Source organism: Streptomyces sp. NPDC001532 (assembly GCF_040298625.1).
Classification (GTDB): Bacteria; Actinomycetota; Actinomycetes; order Streptomycetales; family Streptomycetaceae; genus Streptomyces.
Genome location: NZ_JBEPAL010000001.1, coordinates 61,615 through 83,913, shown reverse-complemented (window position 1 = coordinate 83,913; position 22,299 = coordinate 61,615). Strand labels below are relative to the sequence as shown.

The following is a 22,299-nucleotide window of genomic DNA, read 5'->3' as shown; positions in this document are numbered from 1 at the left end:
CCTGTCTAGTACGGAACTACAGCGTGCGCACCCCGACCTGCTCCCAGGCCTTGCGCACCGCCTCGTGCTCGTCGCCGCCGTCGCCGTAGCGCTCCCGGGCGGCCTTCACGGTGAGGCTGGCGAAGTCCGTGAAGAGGGCCTGCGGGCGCAGCTCGCCGCCGGTCAGCACGTCGTACCAGATCCGGCCCGCCCGCTCCCAGGCGTACCCGCCGAGCGCGACGGCGGCCAGGTGGAACGCGTGGTTGGGAATGCCCGAGTTGATGTGCACACCGCCGTTGTCGCGGCCGGTGCGGACGTAGTCGTCCATCGTGGCGGGCTGTGGGTCCTTGCCGAGGACGTCGTCGTCGTACGCCGTGCCCGGTGCCTTCATCGAGCGCAGGGCCACGCCGGTGACGCGCGGGGCGAGCAGACCCGCGCCGATCAGCCAGTCGGCCTCGGCGGCGGTCTGGCCGAGCGAGTACTGCTTGATCAGCGAGCCGAAGACGTCCGACAGGGACTCGTTGAGCGCGCCGGGCTGGCCGAAGTAGGTGAGGTTGGCGGTGTACTGGGTGACGCCGTGGCTCAGCTCGTGGCCGATGACGTCGATCGGGAGCGTGAAGTCGAGGAAGATCTCGCCGTCCCCGTCGCCGAAGACCATCTGCTCGCCGTTCCAGAAGGCGTTGTTGTAGTCGCGGTCGTAGTGCACGGTCGCGTCCAGCGGCAGCCCGCCGCCGTCGATCGAGTCGCGCTCGAAGGCCTTGAGGAACAGGTCGAAGGTGGCGCCGAGGCCCGCGTAGGCGCGGTTGACGGTGGCGTCCTGGCCGGGCTCGTCGCCCTCGCCGCGCACCTTGGTGCCGGGCAGCTCGGTGCCGTGACCGGCGTCGTGGATCGTGCGCCGCGGCCGGCCCGGCTCCGCGTCGGCGGGCGGCGCGACGGCCGGGGCGCCGAGGACGGTGGTCAGCCGGCGGCGGGTGCGCTCCAGGGCGTCCCGCTCCAGGGTGCGGCGGGCCGGACCGGCCAGGACGGGGTCGTCGGCCTGGGCCAGCCTGTCGAGGACGTGCGGCGGTACGACGGTGCAGAAGACGGGCTCGTGGCCCCCGTGGGTGGTCATGCCCGGCACCATCGCACTGCGTGACGCAACTGTCACCACCCGCAACCATGATCGGTGAAATATGGGGACAATGGACGCGCCACCCTCGCGCCGAGTGGTATAGCGCACATTACGCCCCTTATGTCCGTGCCGGTCCCGCATACTGATACACAGCCCCGCGTCCAGGAGCGGCTCGGCTAGCATGCTGCGCATCATGCGTTTCGGGCTGCTTCTTCTTAGCTGCCGCGGCGAGGGCCTGTAGTCCAGGTCGACTCCCTCCCCGCGGAGCTTGGCGTTGCGTCGTCGGCCGTCCTTCCGGACACCTTGAGGAGCCCCCGCATCATGGCCAACCGCCAGCAGCCCAGTTCCATGCCGATCCACAAGTACGGCCGTTACGACCAGGTCGACATCCCCGATCGCACCTGGCCGGACCAGCGGATCACCCAGGCCCCCCGCTGGCTCTCCACCGACCTGCGAGACGGCAACCAGGCCCTGATCGACCCCATGTCCCCGGTACGCAAGCGGGCCATGTTCGATCTGCTGGTGAAGATGGGCTACAAGGAGATCGAGATCGGCTTCCCGGCCTCCGGCCAGACCGACTTCGACTTCGTGCGCTCCATCATCGAGGAGGAGGGCGCGATCCCCGAGGACGTGACCATCTCCGTCCTCACCCAGGCCCGCGAGGACCTGATCGAGCGGACCGTGGAGTCCCTGAAGGGCGCCCACCGGGCCACCGTCCACCTGTACAACGCGACCGCGCCGGTCTTCCGCCGGGTCGTCTTCCGCGGCTCCAAGGACGAGATCCGGCAGATCGCCGTCGACGGCACCCGCCTGGTGATGGAGTACGCCGAGAAGCTGCTGGGCCCGGAGACGCACTTCGGCTACCAGTACAGCCCGGAGATCTTCACCGACACCGAGCTGGACTTCGCGCTGGAGGTCTGCGAGGGCGTCATGGACGTCTGGCAGCCCGGCCCGGATCGCGAGATCATCCTGAACCTGCCGGCGACCGTCGAGCGCTCCACCCCCTCCACCCACGCCGACCGCTTCGAGTGGATGGGCCGCAACCTCTCCCGCCGCGAGCACGTCTGCCTGTCCGTCCACCCGCACAACGACCGGGGTACCGCCGTCGCCGCCGCCGAGCTGGCGCTGATGGCCGGCGCCGACCGCGTCGAGGGCTGCCTGTTCGGGCAGGGCGAGCGCACCGGCAATGTCGACCTGGTCACCCTGGGCATGAACCTGTTCTCCCAGGGCGTCGACCCGCAGATCGACTTCTCCGACATCGACGAGATCCGTCGCACGTGGGAGTACTGCAACCAGATGGAGGTCCACCCGCGCCACCCGTACGTGGGCGACCTGGTCTACACGTCCTTCTCCGGCTCCCACCAGGACGCCATCAAGAAGGGCTTCGACGCCATGGAGGCCGACGCGGCCGCCAAGGGCGTCACCGTCGACGACATCGAGTGGGCGGTGCCGTACCTGCCGATCGACCCGAAGGACGTCGGCCGCTCCTACGAGGCGGTCATCCGGGTCAACTCGCAGTCCGGCAAGGGCGGTATCGCGTACGTCCTGAAGAACGACCACAAGCTGGACCTGCCGCGCCGGATGCAGATCGAGTTCTCGAAGATCATCCAGGCCAAGACCGACGCCGAGGGCGGCGAGGTCACGCCGAAGGACATCTGGGCGACCTTCGAGGACGAGTACCTGCCGAACCCCGAGAACCCGTGGGGTCGTATTCAGGTCAAGAACGGTCAGTCCACGACCGACCGCGACGGCGTCGACACGCTGACCGTGGAGGCCACCGTCGACGGTGCGGACACCGTGCTGACCGGCACGGGCAACGGTCCGATCTCGGCCTTCTTCGACGCGCTGCAGTCCGTCGGGATCGACGTACGCCTGCTGGACTACCAGGAGCACACGATGAGCGAGGGTGCCTCCGCGCAGGCCGCCTCCTACATCGAATGCGCGATCGACGGCAAGGTGCTGTGGGGCATCGGCATCGACGCCAACACCACCCGCGCCTCGCTGAAGGCGGTCGTCTCGGCCGTCAACCGCGCGGCCCGCTGAACCGTCCCCACCGGGGGTTTGAGGGTCCCGTCCGCCGTTTTTGTGACGTTCTCCGGCGGGCGGGACCCCGTCGTTTACCGGCCACCCACCCGTTCAGGTCACGGAAAGGTCTCGTCCGGGGTACTGACTAGTGCTCACCGATGTGGCTAACATCACGCCAGCGCGGCGATGTTGCCGCGGGGTTACGGAGGTGCTGCGACGTGCTGCCAGGACGGGGACGAGACGGCCGTGTCACGGTGCTTTCGCGCATGGTGGGCACCCGTACCGCGTGGACGGCCATCGGCGACGGGGAGTTCTTCTGCCCCGGCTGCGGCGGCGACCGCAACTACCAGCGGCTGACCGGACGGCGCCGCTTCACCCTGCTCGGCGTGCCCGTGCTGCCGCGCGGCGCCGGCGGGCCGGTCGTCGAGTGCGCGGCCTGCCGCCGGCACTACGGCACCGACGTCCTCGACCACCCCACCACCACCCGCTTCTCCGCGATGCTGCGCGACGCCGTGCACACCGTCGCCCTCGCGGTGCTCGCCGCGGGCGGCGCGGGCTCGCGCACGGCGCTGGAGGCGGCGGCCTGCGCGGTGCGCGCGGCCGGCTTCGACGACTGCACGGAGGAACAGCTGGCCGCGCTCGTCGAGGCGCTGGCCGCGGACACCGGCCGGATCACCGGTGAGCCCTGCGGCCCCGGGCTGGCCATAGAGCTGCACGAGGCGCTGGACCCGCTCGCCCCGCACCTCGCGCCCGCCGGCCGCGAATCGATCCTGCTGCAGGGCGCGCGCATCGCCCTGGCCGACGGCCCCTACACCCCCGCCGAGCGCGACGCCCTCACCACGGTCGGCAGCGCCCTCACCATCTGCTCGGACGACGTGACGCGCCTGCTGGCAGCGGCACGCACCCCGTCGTGACGGGTCCGGTACTCCCCAGGGAGTAACCCGCCCCCGCGGTCACCCCCCGGCGTAGGGGCGAAGTCGGTCTCGGGCTCGACGCAGGCGGTCGGCCGGGACGGAAGTCTGGAAGCGCATCCAGACATCCGCTCCGGAGGGAGGGCCCGATCATGGGGGCCGGAGAGACAACCGCGCGCGACCGGCGGCGTGCCGTGCCGTGGCTCGTGCTCGCGCTGTGGGTCGGCGTGCTGGCGATCGCCTCGCCGTTCGCCGCGCAGCTCGCCGACGTACAGCGCGACCGCGTCACCGACTATCTGCCGGCGAACGCCGACTCCACGCAGGTCGCCGAGATCCAGGAGCGGCTGCCCGGCGGCGAGACCACCGAACTGGTCCTCGTCTACCACCGAGACGGCGGGCTCACCGCCGCCGACCGGGCCGCCGCCGCGCGGCAGGTCGACACGATCGCCGGCGCCCACGAGCTGGCCGCGCCCCCGCGGGGCGTGCCCTCGAAGGACGGCACCACCCTGATGTACCCCGTCGCCAGCAACGCGCCCGGCGGCGACGAGAAGAAGCGCGACGCGTTCGTCGAGGACATCCGCGACACCGTCCGCGGCGGGGACGGGCTGAGCGTCGAGGTCGGCGGGCCGGGCGCGCTCGGCACGGACGCCGCCAAGGTGTACCAGTCGCTCGGCGGGCCGCTGCTGTACACGACCGTCGCCGTCGTCGCCGTCCTGCTGATCCTGATCTACCGCAGCCCCGTGCTGTGGCTGGTGCCGCTGGTCGTCGCGGGCATCGCCGACTTCCTGTCCATGGGCGTGGCCTACGGCCTCAACCAGGCCTTCGGCACCCAGGTCTCCGGCCAGAGCTCCGGCATCATGACGATCCTCGTCTTCGGCGCCGGCACCGACTACGCCCTGCTGCTGGTCTCCCGCTACCGGGAGGAACTGCGCCGGATCGAGCGGCCGTACGATGCCATGCGGGCCGCCCTGCGCGGCTGCGGGCCCGCCGTGCTCGCCTCCTCCGGGACGGTCGCCGCCGGACTGCTCTGCCTGCTCGCCGCCGACCTCAACTCCAACCGCGGCATGGGCCCGCTCGGCACCGTCGGCGTGCTGTGCGCGCTGTTCGCCATGCTCACCCTGCTGCCCGCCCTCCTGGTCCTGCTGGGCCGCCGGGTGTTCTGGCCGCTCGTCCCGGCCTACGGCAGCACGCCCAAGGCCCGCCGGTCGCTGTTCGCCGCGATGGGCACCTCAGCCGGCCGGCGCCCGCTGACCGTGCTCGCGGGCGGCGCCGTCCTGCTGGGCGCGCTGGCGCTCGGCGCGTTCAACCTGCCCGGCACCGTCAAGCAGGAGGACTCCTTCGTCGACCGGCCGGAGTCCGTGACCGCCATGCGGACCCTGGCCGACGCCTTCCCCGAGCGCTCCGGCCAGCCCATCACCGTCCTCACCCCGGCCGGCCGCGCCGACGCCACGCTCGCCGAGATCCGCGACACCCCCGGCGTCACCGAGGCCACGGCCGGACGCACCGGGGACGGCTGGACCGAGGTCTCCGTCATCGCCACCGACCCGCCCCAGTCGGCGGCCGAGACCCGCACCATCGAGGAGCTGCGCGACCGGCTCGACGGTTCCTACGTCGGCGGGGCCAGCGCCCAGCAGATCGACCTGAAGGAGGCCAACGCCCGGGACACCCGGGCCGTCGTCCCGCTCGTCATCGTCTCCGTGCTGCTGATCCTGATCGTCCTGCTCCGGTCCCTGGTCGCGCCGCTGCTCCTGGTGGCCGCCGTGGTCGCGGTCTGGGGCGCCACCCTCGGCATCGGCGGGCTGGTGTTCGAGCCGCTGTTCGGCTTCGAGGGCACCGACCCCGGACTCGGACTGCTGTCCTTCGTCTTCCTGGTGGCCCTCGGCGTCGACTACGGCATCTTCCTGATGCACCGCATGCGGGAGGAGTCGGTCCGCGGCGCCGACCCGGTCACCGCCGCGCTCACCGCGCTGCGCACCACCGGCGGGGTGATCGCCTCCGCCGGGGTCGTCCTCGCCGCGACCTTCGCGGTGCTGATGAACATGGGCCTGGTGCAGCTCGTCGAGCTCGGCTTCGTCATCGCGGTCGGGGTGCTGCTGGACACCTTCCTCGTCCGCACCTATCTGGTGACCAGCGCGAGCGTGGCCCTGGGACGGCGCGTGTGGTGGCCGGGGCGGCTGTCGAAGGCGCCCGCCGAACCGGCGGCCCGGCCCGAACGGCAGCCGGAGCCGGTGTAGGCCACCGGAAAGCCCGTACCGGCCACCGGAAAGCCCGTACCGGCCACCGGGCGCCCCTCCCTGCCGGAGGGGCGCCCTCCTCCCGGAAGATGAGCCCGTGCCCGAAGCCCACAAGCCCCGTATCGGTGAGCGGATCATGGCCGCGGTCAACCGCGATCCGCTCACCGCCGCGCACGGCACCCGCAACGACGCGATCCTCGCCGTGCTGTCCGCCGTGCTCGCCACGGTCCTCGCGCTGACCACCGACGCCGCCCGCCGCCCCGACGCGCTCGGCTGGACGCTGCTGCTCGCCGCCCATGTGCCGATCGTGTGGCGGCGCCGCAGGCCGCTGCCGGTGTTCGCGGCGGAGGTGGCGCTCGTCCTGCCGTACCACGCCCTCGACAACAGCCACGGCGCGCCCGTCCTCGCCTCGTTCATCGCGCTGTACACGGTCACCGTCACCCAGCGCCCCGCCCGCACCCTGATGGTGACCGCCGCGGGCCTCAGCCTCTCCCTGGCCGCGATGTTGACCTTCGGCGGGAACAAGCAGGCCACCGAACTGCTGCGCATCTACGGCTGGGTCGTCGCCGTCGTCTTCGTCGGCATCAGCGTGCGCCACTACCGCCAGTACATCGCCGCCATCGTCGAACGCGCCGAACGCGCCGAGCGCACCCGCGAGGAGGAGGCCCGCCGCCGGGTCGCCGAGGAACGGCTGCGCATCGCCCGCGACCTGCACGACCTGCTCGCCCACAGCATCACGCTGATCGGTGTGCAGACCTCCGTCGCCGCCCATGTGCTGAACGCCGACCCCGGCCGCCTGGACCGGGCCGCCGTCGCCGCCGCCCTCGACGACATCGCCGAGACCTGCCGCGCCGCCCGCGGTGAACTGCGCACCACCCTGGAGGTGCTGCGCGAGCACGGCCCGGACGCGCGCGGCCCGCTGCCCGGCCTCGATGGACTGCCCGACCTGGTGGAGGCCGCCCGGCTCGCGGGCGCGAAGGTGGAACAGACGGTACGGGTCCGGCAGGCGCCCCCCGCCGTCGGCGCCGCCGCCTACCGCATCGTCCAGGAGGCGCTCACCAACGCCGTACGGCACGCCGGGCCCGAACCGGCCGTCGTCGTCGACCTGCGCGAGAAGGACGGCGCCCTGCACCTCGCGGTCAGCGACGACGGCACCGGGCCGGCCCCCGGGAAGACGCCGGGCTTCGGGCTCGTCGGAATGCGCGAGCGCGCCCGCAGCGTCGGCGGCACACTCGACGCCGGGCCGTGCCCCCGGGGCGGCTTCCAAGTGACCGCCGTGCTGCCGCTGGGAGGAGCCACATGACCATCCGCGTCCTGCTCGCCGACGACCAGACCCTCGTCCGGGCAGCGTTCGCCATGCTCGTCGAGTCCGCGCCGGACATGGAGGTCGTGGGACAGGCCGGCACCGGCCGGGAGGCGGTGGAGGCGGCCCGCGCCGAGCGCGCCGACCTGGTCGTGATGGACATCCGCATGCCCGACCTCGACGGCATCGAGGCGACCCGGCTGATCGCCGCCGACGAGGACCTGGCGGGCGTGCGGGTGCTGGTGCTCACCACCTACGACACCGACGAGCACATCGTGGAGGCACTGCGCGCCGGTGCCTCCGGCTTCCTGGTGAAGGACACCCGGCCCGCCGATCTGCTGGACGCCATCCGCACGGTCGCGGCCGGAGAGGCGCTGCTGTCACCCGGCCCGACCTCACGGCTCATCGCCCGCTTCCTGCGCGGCCCCGCCGCCGTCCCGCCGGCCGCGGGCCCGGAATGCCTCTCCGAGCGGGAGCGGGAGGTGCTGGCCCTGGTCGCGCGCGGCCTGAACAACACCGAGATCGCCGAGGCCCTCGGCCTGAGCCCGCTCACTGCGAAGACGCACGTCAGCCGCATCATGGGCAAGCTGGGGGCGCGGGACCGGGCGCAGCTGGTGATCGTGGCGTACGAGTCGGGGCTGGTGACGCCGGGCGGCGGGTGAACCGGCCCCAGGGGGTGTCTGCCAGGCCCTACAGCAGGCCCGCCGCCGCGAGGAACGTGCTCACCCGCTCGGTCTCGGCCGCGTCCAGCGGCACCTGCGGCTCCGCCGTCGCCGGGCAGTCGATCACCCCGCGCAGGTGCAGGGCCGCCTTGAACGCGCCGACGGCCGAGGAACCCCGGCCCATCCGGGCCGGGTCGCCGGCGTGCACCAGGCCGAACAGCGCGCACAGCCGCTCCTGTTCGGTGCGGGCGCGGGCATGATCGCCGGCCCGGCACAGCCGGTGCAGGCGGACGTAGCCGTGCGGGTCGACGTTGGCGAGGCCGGGCACCGCGCCGTCCGCGCCGAGCGCGAGGGCGGCGTCGACGAACAGTTCGGAGCCGGTGAGGACGGAGAAGCCGGTGATGCCGGGCCGGGTACGGGCGCCGGTGACGACCTCGCGGAACGCGGCGAGGTCACCGCTGGAGTCCTTCAGCCCTGCGAGCACCCCCTCGGCGGCCAGGTCGAGGACCAGGCCGGCGGGGAGCTTGCTGTGGACGGCGGACGGGATGTCGTAGGCGAGGACCGGGACGGGCGAGGCGGCGGCGACCACCCGGTAGTGGCGGGCGATCTCGGCCGGATGGGTGCGGGCGTAGAAGGGCGCGGTCACGACGACCGCGTCCGCGCCCGCCGCCGCCACGGCCGCCACCCGCTCCAGGACGCGGGGCGTGGTCATGTCGATCGCGCCCGCCAGGACTGGCAGCCGCCCGCCCACGTGCGCCACCGTCTCCGCCACCACCAGCTCGCGCTGCCGGTCCGTCAGATAAGCGGCCTCCGAGGTGGAGCCCAGGACGAACAGTCCGTGCACCCCGGCCGACGTCAGATGGTCGAGCAGCCGGCGCAGCGAGCCCACGTCCACCTCGCGGTCCGGGGTCAGCGGGGTGCAGACGGGCGGGATCACACCGGTCAGCGGGGCGGGGATCGGCATGGCAGCTCCCTCGGCGGTCGGGACCACAGCGGGAGAACAGTGTACGAAGCGGGCGGCGCCGACCTCTGTGCGGCGCCGCCCGCCCACTTCTGTCCGACGGGCCGTCAGGGCAGGTCGGCCATGTAGTACTTGTCGTCGTCGGAGTCGTAGACCAGCTCGCCCGCGGCGTCGTAGCCCTTGATGTGCGGGGCCCGCGTCACCTGCTGGTTCAGCTCGCCGGCGGCGACGAACCAGCCGTCGTCCAGCACCGCGGGCCGGGCTTCGCCGTCGCCGTAGGAGACGGTCACCTCGGTCACCGAGGGGTCGACGACACCGATGGCACCCCAGCGGAAGGGCAGCTTCCAGTTGCCGCGGTCCATGACGGACTGCGAGTAGAGCTTCTGCCCGTTGATGTCCGGGACGACCTTCCCCTCGTCCGGCAGCCCGGTCTGCACGCCGCCGGAGTTCAGCCCGGACACCTCGCCGTCCTTGATGTTGCAGATCACCCGCAGGTGCTCGGGGTCACCGGTGCGCGCGGCGACCACGAAGTAGCCGTCGCCGGGGGCGTTGCTGTCGCCGGTGCTGCGCATGGCGAGCAGGATCCGGTAGTCCTCGGCCTCGCCCAGGTCCGAACGGCTGCTCACCGGGCCCATGTCCGCCGTGAGGCAGTCCTGGACCGCGGACTTCGCCGTCTCCAGGGTGATGCCGTCGAGCAACTGCCCTGCCGTGGCCGGAGCCTTCGGCCCGGACGGTGTCGCCGTCGGCGTCGGCTTCGACGCGGGCGACCGCGTCGCCGACGCCGACACCGCCGGCGACGCCGTGTCCACGCCCCGGTCCGCGCCGCTCAGCGCGTACGCCCCCACCGGCGCCGCGGCCAGCGTCACCAGCACCGCCCCGACCGCCGCGAACCGACGGCGCCGCTCCACCGCGCCCCGCCGCCGGATCGCCGGATACGGCACCGCCGACGGCCGGATGGTGAGGGCGTCGTCGGCGAGCAGCGAGCGCACCCGCTCCTCGAAGTCCCGCCCGCCGTCCCCGCCTGACTGCCCGCCGACCTGCTGTTCCCCGTTCACCTGCTGTCTCCCTGCCTGGACGGCACGCCCATCATCTGCGCGAGCCCCGGATACGTACGCAACTTGGCCAGCCCTTTGGACGCCTGGCTCTTGACCGTGCCGGGCGAGCAGCCGAGCGTGTCGGCGACCTCCGCCTCGGACAGGTCCTCCCAGTAGCGCAGGACGACCACCGCCCGCTGGCGCGGCGGCAGTCCGGCCAGCGCGCTCAGCAGCGACCTGCGCTCCTCGACCCGCGCCACCGCCTGGTCGTGCCCCACCGCTTCGGGCGGGGTGGCGGTCAGGGCCTCGGACACCCGCCGCTTGCGGAAGCGGTCGCTGTTGCAGCTGACCAGCATCCGGCGGACGTAGGCCTCCGGACTGTCGCTGCGCGATATGCGCCGCCAGGACCGGTAGGCCTTGGCGAGCGCGGTCTGCGTCAGGTCCTCGGCGTGGTGCGGATCGCCCGTCAGCAGATAGGCGGTCCGCACCAGATGGGACCATCTCGCTCTGACGAACTCCTGGAACTGGGCCTCTGATTCGGCCTTCATCAAGCACCCTCCTCGCCCTCCAGACCACGGGTCGGACGGAATCGGTTGCCCGGAGGGTTCGGGGATCTTCCGGAGTTCGCCGCGGCGGTGCCGTCCCGGCGTTCTAGCCGAGCGCCTCCGTCAGCACCTGTGCCGTCTCCGCGATCAGGGCGTTCACCCGGACCGCGGCGGGGTCGGCCTTGCGGGAGAGGACGGCCAGGACGACCGGGGTGCCGTCCGGGGTCCAGGCGATGCCGACGTTGTTGTTGGTGCCGTACTCGCCGCCGCCGGTCTTGTCGGCGACCGTCCAGGAGTCCGGGACGCCGGCGCGCAGCCGGTCCGCGCTGGTGGTGTTGTTCAGCAGCCAGTGGGTGAGCCGGTCGCGGTCGGCGGCGGGCAGGGCGTCGCCGAGGACCAGACGGGCGTAGGTGCGGCCGATCGCGCGCGGGCTGGTGGTGTCCGTGGTTCGCCACGGCTCCGCCGAGTTCAGCTCCGTCTCCCAGCGGTCCAGGCGGGTCACCGGGTCGCCGAGCGAGCGGGCGAAGCGGGTGATCGCGGTGGGCCCGCCCAGTTCGCGCAGGAGCAGGTTGCCGGCCGCGTTGTCGCTGAACCGGACGGCGACGTCACACAGTTCGGCGATCGTCATGCCGTCGGCCAGGTGCTCGCGTGTCTTGTCGGAGCCCTCGACCAGGTCGTCCTCCGTGTAGTGGACGCGGCGGGCGAGGACCTCTCCGTCGCGGTCCAGGTCGCGCAGGACGGCCGCGGCGGCGAGCGTCTTGAAGAGGGAGCAGATCGGGAACAGGTCGTCGGCGCGGTGCCGGACGGTCCGCCCGGTGCGCAGATTGCGGGCGTAGACGCCCAGGGTGGCGTCATGGCGCCGTTCCAGCTCGCGCAGGCGTCCGGGGACACCGGCGGGTCGTCCTGCGGCGTGCGCCGCGGCCGGGCCGAGCAGGGCCGCGGCGCCGGCCGCGCCGGCGGTGAGCAGGGTGCGTCGGGTGGTCGTCGCCCGGGGCGACGGTTCGGGGCTTGAGATCTCGGACTCCTTCGCTCGGTCCATCCCGGCGGATCGCGCCGGTCTCGGCGGTTCCGGTCGATCTCCGCGGATCTCGCCCATCTCAGCGACTCTCAGCGGATCTCGCCGGTCTCGGCGATCTTCCTTCCCTTGACCGACGCGGCCGCCCGGCGCGCCGGTTGCACCGCCCGCCGCTCCTTACTCGCAGTACACGTCCGCCTCCGGCCGCTCGCCCGTCGCCAGGAACCGGGACACCGTGGCGTCGCCGCAGGCGTTGCCGTGGGCCAGGTAGGCGTCATGGCCGGTGGAGTCGACCGTGACCATGCGGGCGCGGTCCCCCAGGGCCTCGCGGAGCCTGAGGGCGCCGCTGAGCGGGGTGGCCACGTCACGCTCGTTCTGTATGAGCAGGATGTCGGACGGCCCCCGGTCGGTGATCCGCACCGGCGGCCGCTGCGGCTGGAACGGCCAGGCGGCGCAGACCATGGCGTTGCGCGGCATGCCCGCGGTCAGCGGGAACCTCTTCCGGCTCTTGGTGACGTCCTTCTGGTAGGCGGCGGCGTCCCGGGGCCAGGCGACGTCGTTGCAGAGGGTTCCGGCGCCCACCGCGGTGACGTTCTGGAGCACCTCCTCCGGCGGGGTCTGCGGCGCGGGCGGCACCGTGCCGCGCTCGGCGGCCAGCATCAGCTGTGCGAGGGCCGGGAAGCGGTCGGGGGAGTAGAGGCTGTCCAGCATGGTCTGGCGCAGCACGTTGCCGTTCAGCTCCGCCGGGTTGGCGCCCGGCCAGGGGATCGGCTCGGTGTCCAGGCGGGCGGCGAGCCGCAGGAACAGCGGCCGCACCTGCGCGGCCGTGCCGGCGAGGCGGTGGGGGTTGTCCGGGGCGGAGGCCCACTTCGCGAACTCGGGGAACACGTCCTCGACGCCCTGTTCGTGCCCGGCGAGCCAGGCGCGGGCGACCCGGCGGGGGTCGGGGTCGTCGTTGCTGTCGAGCACGATCCGGTCGGTGCGGTGCGGGAACAGCTGGCTGTAGACCGCGCCGACGTACGTCCCGTACGACACTCCCCACGCGGACAGCTTCCGCTCGCCGAGGGCCGCCCGGACGCGGTCGATGTCGCGGGCCTCGTTCTCCGTGCTGAGATGCCGGATCAGCTCGCCGCCGCCTCGGGCGCAGGCCTCGGCCATCCGGCGGGCGGTGGTCATGTTCTCCGTGACGGAGCCGTCGGCCGCCGGCCAGGGCCGCAGCCGGGAGGTGGCGAGGTCGGCGTGGTCCAGGCCGCAGCTCACGGCGGTGGACGGAGCGAGGCCGCGGGGCGCGAACCCGATCAGGTCGTACGCGTCGCGCACCTCCTGCGGCAACTTCTGCCCCTTCTTCGACGGGTCGCCGAGGCTGGAGCCGCCGGGCCCGCCCGGGATCAGCAGCAGGGCGCCCCGCCGCTTCGCGGGATCCTCGGCGGGGATGCGCGAGATCACGATCTCGATCTGCTCGCCGCCGGGATCGGCGTGGTCCATCGGCACGTCGACGGTGGCGCACCGCTGCCGGGGGTCGGGAGCGCCGCCGGGGCACTCCTCCCAGGCGAGGGACGGCCGGGCGGAGGCGGCGGACGGCACCGCGAGTCCGGAGAGCAGCAGGGCGGCGGAGGCGGCGACGAGACCGGCGGTGCGGGTGGTGTTCTTCATGTCCACGAGCCTCGCCGATCTCCACCCGCCCCCACATCCGGGCAACTCCCTTGTCTTTCCGGGGGTTCACCCCAATGCCAGGCTCGGGGTCGTCCCTGGGACGAGCAGGGCCAGGCGCTTGATCTTCCGGCGCACGACGTACAGGGGGATGACCCCGAACACCCCGAAGGACATGTCGATCACCGTCCACCAGAAGGGGATCCCGCGGATCGGCCCGCAGATCAGCGCGAGCGGGACGATCCCGGCGCAGGCGATCATCCCGAACTCGACGACCCAGATGTTGCGGACCGGGTCGCGGTAGGGCCCGTAGAAGGCGACCGCGATGACCAGGTGCGCGAAGGCCAGCCAGTCGGTGCCGTAGAGGACGAACGGGTGGCGCGCGTCGACCTCGTCGAGGCCGTCCCGCACCCGTTCGATCCAGTCCATCAGGCCGGGCAGGTGCTCCGGCGCGGACAGGGCCCGCAACGCGCTCTCCGTCCAGCGCAGTTCGTGCACCAGCGGGAAGGCGGTGGCACCGCTCAGCACCAGACAGACGACGAAGAGGACCAGCCAGGCACGGATGCCCTTCAGCAAGGCGGCTCTGCCGCTCGCATCGCTCATGAGGGCAGCGTACGCCTGGAGTTGAACGTGTTCAAAAACGGGTCGCGGACGGGTGTCGCCGCACCCCTGGGTTCCGGCGGCCTCTTTAGTGCGGGACGGGCATGGCGAACGGTCGCTCATTGACGGGAGCGCGGCTCGGCCATTCGAAGACACCGTCGGTTGACGGCCCTTGAGCGAAGCGCCGCACGCAATTCGGCCGAGGTTTTCGAATTGCCCGCTCGAACCGCACGGCAACGCCTCTGGCCTGCACGGCAGATGCCGCACACAAGCTCCCGCCGAGTGTAGGCGTCGCGGACCACGGCCGAGACGAAAAGAGTGAAACCCGAATACTCAGGGGAGCCACCGGGAGGCACGAAGCCGAATACAGAAAATGCGAACCGCACGAAAAGGCCGGAACCCCATGACACCGACGAAGCCGCCGATCGGCTCGTACGTCGTCGACACCCGCACCGGAAAGGTGGGCATCGTGATGGGCCACGAGGGACCCTACGTACAGCTGAGACCGTACGGCGGCGGCAGGGAGTGGGACGCCGACCCGCGCACCGTGCGGCACGCCACCCCCGCCGAGCGGCTGCGGGCCGCCACCGCGTACGCCAACGCCCGCAGCCGCGGCGAGGTCCCTTGACGGGCGGCGCGGCGGGCCGGGTGCGCTGACGTAGGGTGCGGGCCCATGTGGAAGTGGAGACGGAAGAAGCCCAGGGCCGCACGTCGCTACCGCGTCCCGCTCACCACGCACCAGCTGTGGATGGTGTCGCTGGGCGCGCCGGTGCACCGGGGCCCCGACGCCTCGCGCACCACGCTGTACCCGTTCACCCGGATCGACGACGACAGCGCCCGGCGCTGGCTGGCCGACCAGTGGGAGATCACCACCCGTGACGAACTGGTCGGCCGGCTCGACGACCTCGCCCGCACCGGCTACCGGGCGCGCGCCCACCGCCTGCTCGGCGTGGCGCCGCTCGCCTGGGACGCCGCGCTGTACGTCGACATCTCCCGGCGCGGCTTCGCCTGCGGCCTGCTGACCGAGGCCGACGCCTGGACCGCGCTGAAGAACATCGTGCCGGCGGTCGCGGGGACCTACGCCTCCTGGCACGAGTACGCCGGTCACTACCTGCTCGGCCGGCAGGTGTGGCGGGACGGCCTCCGGCAGACCTCCGACGACCCCCTCCCCGCGCCGCAGGCCACCGCCGACGCCCATCTGCGCTCCCTGCTGGACCCGGCGAACCGGTCCAGCCCCTGGAACCTGGCCCCCTGGGACAGCATCCGTCAGCCGGAGCGGGCACGGTGAGGTCCGGGCGTACGGGAGAATGAGTCCATGAGTCTGTTCCGCGACGACGGCATCGTGCTGCGCACCCAGAAGCTGGGTGAGGCGGACCGGATCATCACCCTGCTCACCCGCGGTCACGGACGAGTACGCGCGGTGGCGCGCGGGGTGCGGCGGACGAAGTCGAAGTTCGGGGCCCGTCTCGAACCCTTCTCCCACGTCGACGTGCAGTTCTTCGCCCGCAACAGCGAGCTGGTGGGGCGCGGACTGCCGCTGTGCACCCAGAGCGAGACCATCGCGCCGTACGGCGGGGCGATCGTCACCGACTACGCCCGGTACACCGCGGGCACCGCCATGCTGGAGACCGCCGAGCGGTTCACCGACCACGAGGGAGAGCCGGCCGTGCAGCAGTACCTGCTGCTGGTCGGGGCGCTGCGGACCCTCGCCCGCGGGGAGCACGCGCCCCACCTCGTCCTCGACGCCTTCCTGCTGCGCTCCCTCGCCGTCAACGGCTACGCGCCCAGCTTCGGCGACTGCGCGAAGTGCGGCATGCCGGGACCCAACCGGTTCTTCTCCGTGGCCTCCGGAGGCTCCGTGTGTGCCGACTGCCGGGTGCCCGGTAGCGTCGTACCGTCGCCGCAGACGCTCGAACTGCTCGCCGCGCTGCTCACCGGGGACTGGGAGACCGCTGACGCCTGTGAGCCGCGGCACGTCCGGGAGGGGAGCGGGCTGGTGTCCGCCTATCTGCACTGGCATCTGGAACGCGGGCTGCGTTCCCTTCGGTACGTGGAAAAGTAAGAGGGAGACGAGAAGCACATGGTCGTACGCGGGTTCCTGGGACGCCAGCGGCGCGAGTACCGGACGCCGGAGCCGCACCCGTCCGGCGCGCGGCCGCCGAAGTTCCCCGCCGAGCTGGTGCCGAACCATGTGGCGATCGTCATGGACGGCAACGGCCGCTGGGCCAAGGAGCGCGGCCTGCCCCGCACCGAGGGCCACAAGGTCGGCGCCGAGCGGGTGCTCGACGTGCTCCAGGGCGCGATCGAGATGGGCGTCGGCGCGATCTCGCTGTACGCCTTCTCCACCGAGAACTGGAAGCGCTCGCCCGACGAGGTGCGCTTCCTGATGAACTTCAACCGCGACTTCATCCGCAAGACCCGCGACCAGCTCGACGAACTGGGTATCCGGGTGCGCTGGGTGGGCCGGATGCCCAAGCTGTGGAAGTCGGTCGCCAAGGAGCTCCAGGTCGCCCAGGAGCAGACCAAGGACAACGACCGGCTCACCCTGTACTTCTGCATGAACTACGGCGGCCGCGCGGAGATCGCCGACGCCGCGCAGGCCCTCGCCGAGGACGTGAAGGCGGGCCGCCTCGACCCGTCGAAGGTCAACGAGAAGACCCTCCAGAAGTACCTGTACTACCCGGACATGCCGGACGTGGACCTGTTCCTGCGCCCGAGCGGCGAGCAGCGCACCTCCAACTACCTGCTGTGGCAGAGCGCGTACGCCGAGATGGTCTTCCAGGACGTCCTGTGGCCCGACTTCGACCGCCGGGACCTGTGGCGCGCCTGCCTGGAGTTCGCCTCCCGCGACCGCCGCTTCGGCGGGGCCATCCCGAACGAGGAGCTGCTGGCCATGGAAGGCCGCCAGCAGGGCTGATCGTTTTCGCCTACGATCCCGCCTCATGGTCATGGACATGGGGCGGGATGCCGTGCGGGACGAGAGCACGGTCGAACTCACGTACAAGCCGACGGTGGGAGACCTCACCCAGGCGCTGCGGGCGAGGATGCGGGCCAGCCGGGCGGGGCGGATCCAGCGGTGGCTGCCCGCCGTCTTCGCCGTGCTGGCGGCACTGCAGGCGGCCAGGGGCATCGCGGGCGGCGACTGGGACACTCAGTTCATCGTCTGGATGCTGCTGATGGCGGGGATGTTCCCGGTGCTGCCCTGGCTCCAGGCCCGCCAGTTCCAGCGTCTCGCCGCACGGCAGGGCACGTTCCGCGCGGTGGTGTCGGATGCCGGGCTGAGCGTGGTCACCGACACCGGTACGGCGACGACGAACTGGGTCGCGCTGCCGCGCTTCGCGGAGACCCGTGATGTGTTCGTCCTGCTCAGCGGTGACGCCAAGGCCGTCGGCGTCACGGTGCTGCCCAAGCGGGGGATTCAGGGCGAGGACGGCGAGGACCGGCTGCGGGCGGTTCTGGACCGCCATCTCACCCGGGTCTGAGACCGGCTCAGTTCTCCGCCGCGACCCGCGCGCAGTCCGCGCAGGTGCCGAAGATCTCCACGGTGTGCGCCACGTTCACATAGCCGTGCTCCGCGGCGATGGCCTCGGCCCACTTCTCCACGGCCGGGCCCTCGACCTCGACCGCCTTGCCGCAGGCGCGGCAGACCAGGTGGTGGTGGTGCTCGCCGCTGGAGCAACGGCGGTAGACGGACTCGCCGTCGGAGGTGCGCAGGACGTCGACCTCACCGGCCTCGGCGAGGGACTGGAGGGTGCGGTAGACGGTGGTGAGCCCGACCGAGTCGCCCTTGTGCTTGAGCATGTCGTGCAGTTCCTGAGCGCTGCGGAACTCGTCGACCTCGTCGAGGGCTGCCGCCACGGCGGCACGCTGCCGGGTGGCGCGGCCCTTCACGGGCGGTCCAGCGGTCGTCACCGGTTGCCTCCTCACGTCTTGCTTCAGTCCGGGCCATTGTGCCAGCCCGGACCGACAGCGGTCAGACGCCGATCTCGTCCCCGGTCCTCCGGCTGGCCGGAATCGCGCACTCCGCCGGGTCCCCGGAGGGGTGCGCGGCGGCCAGGGCACGGGCCCGCCGCCGGGCCAGCGGGGTCGCCAGCACGGTCAGCAGCACGAACGCGCCGATGGTCAGCAGCACGATCGTCGCGCCGGGCGGGACGTCCTGGTAGTACGAGGTGACGGTGCCGCCGATGGTCACGCTCACCCCGATCGCCACCGCGATCGCGAAGGTCGCCGCGAAGCTGCGGGTGAGCTGCTGGGCGGCGGCCACCGGCACCACCATCAGCGCGGACACCAGCAGCAGGCCGACCACGCGCATCGCGACCGTCACCGTCACGGCCGCCGTGATCGCCGTCAGCAGGTTCAGGGCGCGCACCGGCAGACCGGTGACCCGCGCGAACTCCTCGTCCTGGCTGACCGCGAAGAGCTGGCGGCGCAGTCCGAGGGTGACCAGCACCACGAACGCGGCCAGGACGCAGATCGCCGTGACGTCCGACTCGGACACCGTCGACAGCGAGCCGAAGAGGTACGAGGTGAGGTTGGCGTTGGAGCCGGTCGGGGCGAGGTTGATGAACATCACACCGCCGGCCATGCCGCCGTAGAAGAGCATGGCGAGCGCGATGTCGCCGCGGGTCTTGCCGTACCAGCGGATCAGCTCCATCAGGACCGCGCCGAGCACCGAGACCAGGGTCGCCATCCACACCGGCGACCAGCTCAGCAGGAAGCCGAGGCCGACGCCGGTCATCGCGACATGGCCGATGCCGTCGCCCATCAGGGCCTGACGGCGCTGCACCAGGTAGATGCCGACCGCGGGGGCGGTGATGCCGACCAGGACGGCGGCGAGCAGGGCCCGCTGCATGAAGTCGTAGTTCAGGAATTCCATCAGCTCAGCAGTCCCGTCCGGATCGGTTCGGCGTCGTGAGCCGCGTGCGGATGGACGTGGTCGTGGCCGGGCAGCGCGTGCTGGCCGACCGCCTTCGGGGGCGGGCCGTCGTGCAGCACACAGCCGTCGCGCAGGACGACCGCCCGGTCGATCAGGGGCTCCAGGGGGCCCAGTTCGTGCAGGACGAGCAGGACGGTCGCGCCCTGGGCGACCTGCTCGCGCAGGGTCGCGGCGAGCACCTCCTGGCTGGCGAGGTCCACGCCCGCCATCGGCTCGTCCATGATCAGCAGCTCGGGGTCGGAGGCGAGCGCGCGGGCGATCAGCACCCGCTGGTGCTGGCCGCCGGAGAGCGCGTTCACCGAGTCGCCGGCCCGGTCCGCCATGCCGACCAGGTCCAGGGCCCGGCGCACCGCCGCGCGGTCGTCCTTGCGGAAGACGCCGAAGCGGGTGCGGGACAGGCGGCCCGCGGAGACCACCTCGCCGACCGTGGCCGGCACGCCGCCCGCGGCGGTGGTGCGCTGCGGGACGTAGCCGATGCGCGCCCACTGCCGGAAACGCCGGCGGTCCGTGCCGAACAGCTGTATCTCCCCGGCGCTGACGGGCACCTGGCCGATGATGCTGCGTACGGCCGTGGACTTGCCGGAACCGTTCGCGCCGAGCAGCGCGACGACCTCGCCACGGGTGACCGTGAGGTCGATGCCGCGCAGGACGGGGCGCGAGCCCAGCTCGGCGCGTACGCCGCGCAAGGTTATGACGGGCTCGCTCAATGTGGCCTCCGTAACGATCACTTGGCGCCGAGGGCCGTCTTCAGCGCGCTGAGGTTGGACCGCATGACCTGGATGTAGTCGTCGCCCTCGGACTTGTCGGTGATGCCTTCCAGCGGGTCCAGCACGTCGGTCTTGAGGCCGGCGTCCTTGGCGAGCGTCTTCGCGGTCTTGTCGCTGACCAGTGTCTCGTAGAAGACGGTGGTCACGCCGTCGGCCTCGGCCTCCTCCTGGAGCTCCTTGATCCGGGCGGGGCTCGGCTCCGAGTCCGGGTCGAGGCCGGAGATGGCCTCCTGGGTCAGGCCGTAGCGCTCGGCGAGGTAGCCGAAGGCGGCGTGGTTGGTGAAGAAGACCTTGGTGCCGGTGTTCTTCAGACCGGTCTCGAACTGCGTGTTCAGTTCGGTGAGCTCGGCGACCAGCGCGTCGGTGTTCTTCTGGTAGTCGGCCGCGTGGTCCGGGTCGGCCTTCTCGAAGGCGGCGCCGACGCCCCGGGCGATCTCGGCGTACTTCACCGGGTCCAGCCAGACGTGCGGGTCGAGGGCGTGCTCCTCCTCCTCGGACTCCGCGTGCTCCTCCTCGCCGGCGTGCTCGTGCTCGACGCTGCCGTGGTCCTCCAGCTCGGTGAGCGAGGCCGCGTCGATCTTGTTCCGCACATCGGCCTGGCCGACGGCCTCGTCGACGGCGGGCTGGAGGTTCTTGAGGTAGAGGACCGCGTCGGCCTCCTGGAGCTGCGCGGTCTGCTTGGTGCTGAGCTCCAGGTCGTGCGGTTCCTGACCGGGCTCGGTGAGGGTGGTGACGTTCACGTGGTCCCCGCCGATCCGCTCGGCGAGGAACTGCATCGGGTAGAACGACGCGACGACGTCGAACTTCTCCGTGTTGCCCGCGGCGCTGCTGTCGGAGGAGCAGGCGGTGAGGGTGCCGATGCCGAGGGCCGCGGTCGCCGCGAGGGCGATCCCGGATATGTGCTGTCGTCGTACGTTCATGACAGTCATTTTCAGCCGAGATGGAAACCATTGTCAACAAACGCTCTGAGCTGGGCCGGAGCGGTCCCGTAAGGGCACCGATTTGATTGAGAGGCAGGCCACGCCGGTACGCTGAGGCATTCGCTCTGAAGCATCCTCGCTTCGTCGCCCGTCGTCGTAATGAAGAGAGCACCGTGGCCGCCGACAAGATCGACACCATCGTCAGCCTGAGCAAGCGCCGTGGCTTCGTTTTCCCGTGCAGTGAGATCTACGGCGGACAGCGCGCCGCCTGGGACTACGGGCCGCTGGGTGTCGAGCTCAAGGAGAACATCAAGCGCCAGTGGTGGCGCTACATGGTGACCTCGCGCGAGGACGTCGTCGGTATCGACTCGTCCGTGATCCTCGCCCCCGAGGTGTGGGTCGCCTCCGGCCACGTCGCCACCTTCAGTGACCCGCTCACCGAGTGCACCTCCTGTCACAAGCGGTTCCGCGCGGACCACCTGGAAGAGGCGTACGAGGCGAAGAAGGGCCGCGCCCCGGAGAACGGCCTCGCCGACATCAACTGCCCCAACTGCGGCACCAAGGGCCAGTTCACCGAGCCCAAGCAGTTCTCGGGCCTGCTGTCGACCCACCTCGGCCCCACCCAGGACTCCGGCTCCATCGCCTACCTGCGCCCCGAGACCGCCCAGGGCATCTTCACCAACTTCGCCCAGGTCCAGATCGCCTCCCGCAAGAAGCCGCCGTTCGGCATCGCCCAGATGGGCAAGTCCTTCCGCAACGAGATCACGCCCGGCAACTTCATCTTCCGCACCCGCGAGTTCGAGCAGATGGAGATGGAGTTCTTCGTCAAGCCGGGCGAGGACGAGAAGTGGCAGGAGTACTGGATGGAGCAGCGCTGGAACTGGTACACCGGCCTGGGCCTGCGCGAGGAGAACATGCGCTGGTACGAGCACCCGAAGGAGAAGCTCTCCCACTACTCCAAGCGCACCGCCGACATCGAGTACCGCTTCCAGTTCGGCGGCAACGAGTGGGGTGAGCTGGAGGGCGTCGCCAACCGCACCGACTACGACCTCGGCGCCCACTCCAAGGCCTCCGGCCAGGACCTCGCCTACTACGACCAGGAGGCCGGCGAGCGCTGGACGCCGTACGTCATCGAGCCCGCCGCCGGTGTCGGCCGCACCATGCTGGCCTTCCTGCTCGACGCGTACATCGAGGACGAGGCGCCCAACGCCAAGGGCAAGATGGAGAAGCGCACCGTGCTGCGCCTCGACCACCGCCTCGCCCCGGTGAAGGTCGCGGTCCTGCCGCTGTCCCGCAACCCGGAGCTGTCCCCGAAGGCCAAGGGCCTGGCCCAGGCGCTGCGCCAGCACTGGAACATCGAGTTCGACGACGCCGGTGCCATCGGGCGCCGCTACCGCCGCCAGGACGAGATCGGCACGCCGTACTGCGTCACCGTCGACTTCGACACCCTCGAGGACAACGCGGTCACCGTCCGCGAGCGCGACACGATGAAGCAGGAGCGTGTCTCCCTCGACCAGATCGAGGGCTACCTGGCCGGCCGCCTGATCGGCTGCTGACCCCTCTCTCCTTCGCGATCGGCCCCCGACGCAGGCTCCCGAATGGACCTGCGGCGGGGGCCGACGCGCGTCCAGGGTGAATGCGTGGGG

22 protein-coding genes are annotated in these 22,299 nt (G+C 71.8%); 11 read left to right on the top strand and 11 right to left on the bottom strand.

What is annotated here, in order from left to right; all coding sequences use genetic code 11:
* Positions 1 to 16: 16 nt before the first annotated feature.
* Entirely contained in the window at positions 17 to 1,090 is a 1,074-nt protein-coding gene (locus ABT232_RS00375) for a M4 family metallopeptidase (RefSeq protein ID WP_351833733.1), read from the bottom strand.
* Between the two features lie 321 nt (positions 1,091 to 1,411).
* Between ABT232_RS00375 and leuA the strand changes: the two genes are divergently transcribed.
* The 5 genes from leuA (at position 1,412) to ABT232_RS00350 (ending at position 8,225) form a co-directional block, all read left to right on the top strand.
* Entirely contained in the window at positions 1,412 to 3,133 is a 1,722-nt protein-coding gene (gene leuA / locus ABT232_RS00370; protein ID WP_351833731.1) for a 2-isopropylmalate synthase, read from the top strand.
* 200 nt (positions 3,134 to 3,333) lie between these two features.
* Positions 3,334 to 4,029 (top strand): TerB family tellurite resistance protein, encoded by a 696-nt coding sequence (locus ABT232_RS00365; protein WP_351833728.1) that lies wholly within the window; start codon positions 3,334 to 3,336, stop codon positions 4,027 to 4,029.
* Positions 4,030 to 4,178: 149 nt separating this feature from the next.
* Positions 4,179 to 6,260, top strand: coding sequence for an MMPL family transporter (locus ABT232_RS00360; RefSeq protein ID WP_351833725.1), 2,082 nt, complete (start codon positions 4,179 to 4,181; stop codon positions 6,258 to 6,260).
* A gap of 136 nt (positions 6,261 to 6,396) precedes the next feature.
* Positions 6,397 to 7,563, top strand: coding sequence for a sensor histidine kinase (locus tag ABT232_RS00355; RefSeq protein ID WP_351834761.1), 1,167 nt, complete (start codon positions 6,397 to 6,399; stop codon positions 7,561 to 7,563).
* On the top strand, positions 7,560 to 8,225 hold the full coding sequence (locus tag ABT232_RS00350) for a response regulator (protein ID WP_351833722.1): 666 nt from the start codon (positions 7,560 to 7,562) through the stop codon (positions 8,223 to 8,225). Before ABT232_RS00355 ends, ABT232_RS00350 begins: the two co-directional genes overlap by 4 nt.
* A gap of 28 nt (positions 8,226 to 8,253) precedes the next feature.
* Here ABT232_RS00350 and ABT232_RS00345 read toward each other — a convergent pair whose 3' ends face one another.
* From ABT232_RS00345 to ABT232_RS00320, 6 genes are all read right to left on the bottom strand, one after another.
* Entirely contained in the window at positions 8,254 to 9,189 is a 936-nt protein-coding gene (locus ABT232_RS00345) for a dihydrodipicolinate synthase family protein (protein ID WP_351833720.1), read from the bottom strand.
* Between the two features lie 104 nt (positions 9,190 to 9,293).
* Positions 9,294 to 10,241 (bottom strand): hypothetical protein, encoded by a 948-nt coding sequence (locus ABT232_RS00340; protein ID WP_351833718.1) that lies wholly within the window; start codon positions 10,239 to 10,241, stop codon positions 9,294 to 9,296.
* Positions 10,238 to 10,768 (bottom strand): SigE family RNA polymerase sigma factor, encoded by a 531-nt coding sequence (locus ABT232_RS00335; protein ID WP_351833715.1) that lies wholly within the window; start codon positions 10,766 to 10,768, stop codon positions 10,238 to 10,240. Before ABT232_RS00335 ends, ABT232_RS00340 begins: the two co-directional genes overlap by 4 nt.
* A gap of 103 nt (positions 10,769 to 10,871) precedes the next feature.
* On the bottom strand, positions 10,872 to 11,804 hold the full coding sequence (gene bla, locus ABT232_RS00330) for a class A beta-lactamase (protein WP_351833713.1): 933 nt from the start codon (positions 11,802 to 11,804) through the stop codon (positions 10,872 to 10,874).
* 153 nt (positions 11,805 to 11,957) lie between these two features.
* Positions 11,958 to 13,433, bottom strand: coding sequence for an alpha/beta hydrolase (locus tag ABT232_RS00325; RefSeq protein WP_351833710.1), 1,476 nt, complete (start codon positions 13,431 to 13,433; stop codon positions 11,958 to 11,960).
* Between the two features lie 66 nt (positions 13,434 to 13,499).
* Positions 13,500 to 14,033: a hypothetical protein gene (locus ABT232_RS00320; RefSeq protein ID WP_351833707.1), complete on the bottom strand. Its 534-nt coding sequence runs from the start codon at positions 14,031 to 14,033 to the stop codon at positions 13,500 to 13,502.
* Positions 14,034 to 14,433: 400 nt separating this feature from the next.
* Here ABT232_RS00320 and ABT232_RS00315 point away from each other — a divergent pair, with 400 nt between their 5' ends.
* The 5 genes from ABT232_RS00315 to ABT232_RS00295 are packed head-to-tail and all read left to right on the top strand — an operon-like array spanning position 14,434 to position 17,512.
* Complete coding sequence (locus ABT232_RS00315) at positions 14,434 to 14,658, top strand: hypothetical protein (RefSeq protein ID WP_351833705.1); 225 nt, start codon at positions 14,434 to 14,436, stop codon at positions 14,656 to 14,658.
* Between the two features lie 45 nt (positions 14,659 to 14,703).
* Positions 14,704 to 15,318, top strand: coding sequence for a DUF1266 domain-containing protein (locus ABT232_RS00310; RefSeq protein WP_351833702.1), 615 nt, complete (start codon positions 14,704 to 14,706; stop codon positions 15,316 to 15,318).
* A gap of 27 nt (positions 15,319 to 15,345) precedes the next feature.
* Positions 15,346 to 16,092 carry a DNA repair protein RecO gene (recO, locus tag ABT232_RS00305; protein WP_351833699.1) on the top strand — a complete coding sequence of 249 codons (747 nt, stop codon included), beginning with the start codon at positions 15,346 to 15,348 and terminating at the stop codon, positions 16,090 to 16,092.
* Positions 16,093 to 16,110: 18 nt separating this feature from the next.
* Complete coding sequence (locus ABT232_RS00300; RefSeq protein WP_351833696.1) at positions 16,111 to 16,947, top strand: isoprenyl transferase; 837 nt, start codon at positions 16,111 to 16,113, stop codon at positions 16,945 to 16,947.
* Positions 16,948 to 16,972: 25 nt separating this feature from the next.
* Complete coding sequence (locus tag ABT232_RS00295; RefSeq protein WP_351833693.1) at positions 16,973 to 17,512, top strand: YcxB family protein; 540 nt, start codon at positions 16,973 to 16,975, stop codon at positions 17,510 to 17,512.
* A 7-nt stretch (positions 17,513 to 17,519) separates the two neighbouring features.
* On the opposite strand, the gene ABT232_RS00290 is transcribed toward ABT232_RS00295, so the two are convergent.
* From ABT232_RS00290 to ABT232_RS00275, 4 genes are all read right to left on the bottom strand, one after another.
* Complete coding sequence (locus ABT232_RS00290) at positions 17,520 to 17,942, bottom strand: Fur family transcriptional regulator (RefSeq protein WP_351833690.1); 423 nt, start codon at positions 17,940 to 17,942, stop codon at positions 17,520 to 17,522.
* 61 nt (positions 17,943 to 18,003) lie between these two features.
* Positions 18,004 to 18,906 carry a metal ABC transporter permease gene (locus ABT232_RS00285; protein WP_351833687.1) on the bottom strand — a complete coding sequence of 301 codons (903 nt, stop codon included), beginning with the start codon at positions 18,904 to 18,906 and terminating at the stop codon, positions 18,004 to 18,006.
* The gene (locus ABT232_RS00280; RefSeq protein ID WP_351833685.1) at positions 18,906 to 19,673 is read right to left on the bottom strand and encodes a metal ABC transporter ATP-binding protein; all 768 of its coding nucleotides are present in this window, start codon (positions 19,671 to 19,673) and stop codon (positions 18,906 to 18,908) included. Before ABT232_RS00280 ends, ABT232_RS00285 begins: the two co-directional genes overlap by 1 nt.
* A gap of 17 nt (positions 19,674 to 19,690) precedes the next feature.
* Positions 19,691 to 20,653: a metal ABC transporter substrate-binding protein gene (locus ABT232_RS00275; RefSeq protein WP_351833682.1), complete on the bottom strand. Its 963-nt coding sequence runs from the start codon at positions 20,651 to 20,653 to the stop codon at positions 19,691 to 19,693.
* A gap of 173 nt (positions 20,654 to 20,826) precedes the next feature.
* On the opposite strand from ABT232_RS00275, the gene ABT232_RS00270 reads away from it, so the two are divergent.
* Entirely contained in the window at positions 20,827 to 22,209 is a 1,383-nt protein-coding gene (locus ABT232_RS00270) for a glycine--tRNA ligase (RefSeq protein ID WP_351833679.1), read from the top strand.
* The last annotated feature ends 90 nt before the right edge of the window (positions 22,210 to 22,299 follow it).

Coding starts and splice junctions, on each gene's coding strand:
- ABT232_RS00375 (WP_351833733.1), bottom strand. CDS start 1,090: ATGACCACCCACGGGGGCCACGAGCCCGTCTTCTGCACCGTCGTACCG.
- leuA (WP_351833731.1), top strand. CDS start 1,412: ATGGCCAACCGCCAGCAGCCCAGTTCCATGCCGATCCACAAGTACGGC.
- ABT232_RS00360 (WP_351833725.1), top strand. CDS start 4,179: ATGGGGGCCGGAGAGACAACCGCGCGCGACCGGCGGCGTGCCGTGCCG.
- ABT232_RS00355 (WP_351834761.1), top strand. CDS start 6,397: ATGGCCGCGGTCAACCGCGATCCGCTCACCGCCGCGCACGGCACCCGC.
- ABT232_RS00350 (WP_351833722.1), top strand. CDS start 7,560: ATGACCATCCGCGTCCTGCTCGCCGACGACCAGACCCTCGTCCGGGCA.
- ABT232_RS00345 (WP_351833720.1), bottom strand. CDS start 9,189: ATGCCGATCCCCGCCCCGCTGACCGGTGTGATCCCGCCCGTCTGCACC.
- ABT232_RS00335 (WP_351833715.1), bottom strand. CDS start 10,768: ATGAAGGCCGAATCAGAGGCCCAGTTCCAGGAGTTCGTCAGAGCGAGA.
- bla (WP_351833713.1), bottom strand. CDS start 11,804: ATGGACCGAGCGAAGGAGTCCGAGATCTCAAGCCCCGAACCGTCGCCC.
- ABT232_RS00325 (WP_351833710.1), bottom strand. CDS start 13,433: ATGAAGAACACCACCCGCACCGCCGGTCTCGTCGCCGCCTCCGCCGCC.
- ABT232_RS00320 (WP_351833707.1), bottom strand. CDS start 14,033: ATGAGCGATGCGAGCGGCAGAGCCGCCTTGCTGAAGGGCATCCGTGCC.
- ABT232_RS00315 (WP_351833705.1), top strand. CDS start 14,434: ATGACACCGACGAAGCCGCCGATCGGCTCGTACGTCGTCGACACCCGC.
- ABT232_RS00310 (WP_351833702.1), top strand. CDS start 14,704: ATGTGGAAGTGGAGACGGAAGAAGCCCAGGGCCGCACGTCGCTACCGC.
- recO (WP_351833699.1), top strand. CDS start 15,346: ATGAGTCTGTTCCGCGACGACGGCATCGTGCTGCGCACCCAGAAGCTG.
- ABT232_RS00300 (WP_351833696.1), top strand. CDS start 16,111: ATGGTCGTACGCGGGTTCCTGGGACGCCAGCGGCGCGAGTACCGGACG.
- ABT232_RS00295 (WP_351833693.1), top strand. CDS start 16,973: ATGGTCATGGACATGGGGCGGGATGCCGTGCGGGACGAGAGCACGGTC.
- ABT232_RS00285 (WP_351833687.1), bottom strand. CDS start 18,906: ATGGAATTCCTGAACTACGACTTCATGCAGCGGGCCCTGCTCGCCGCC.
- ABT232_RS00275 (WP_351833682.1), bottom strand. CDS start 20,653: ATGAACGTACGACGACAGCACATATCCGGGATCGCCCTCGCGGCGACC.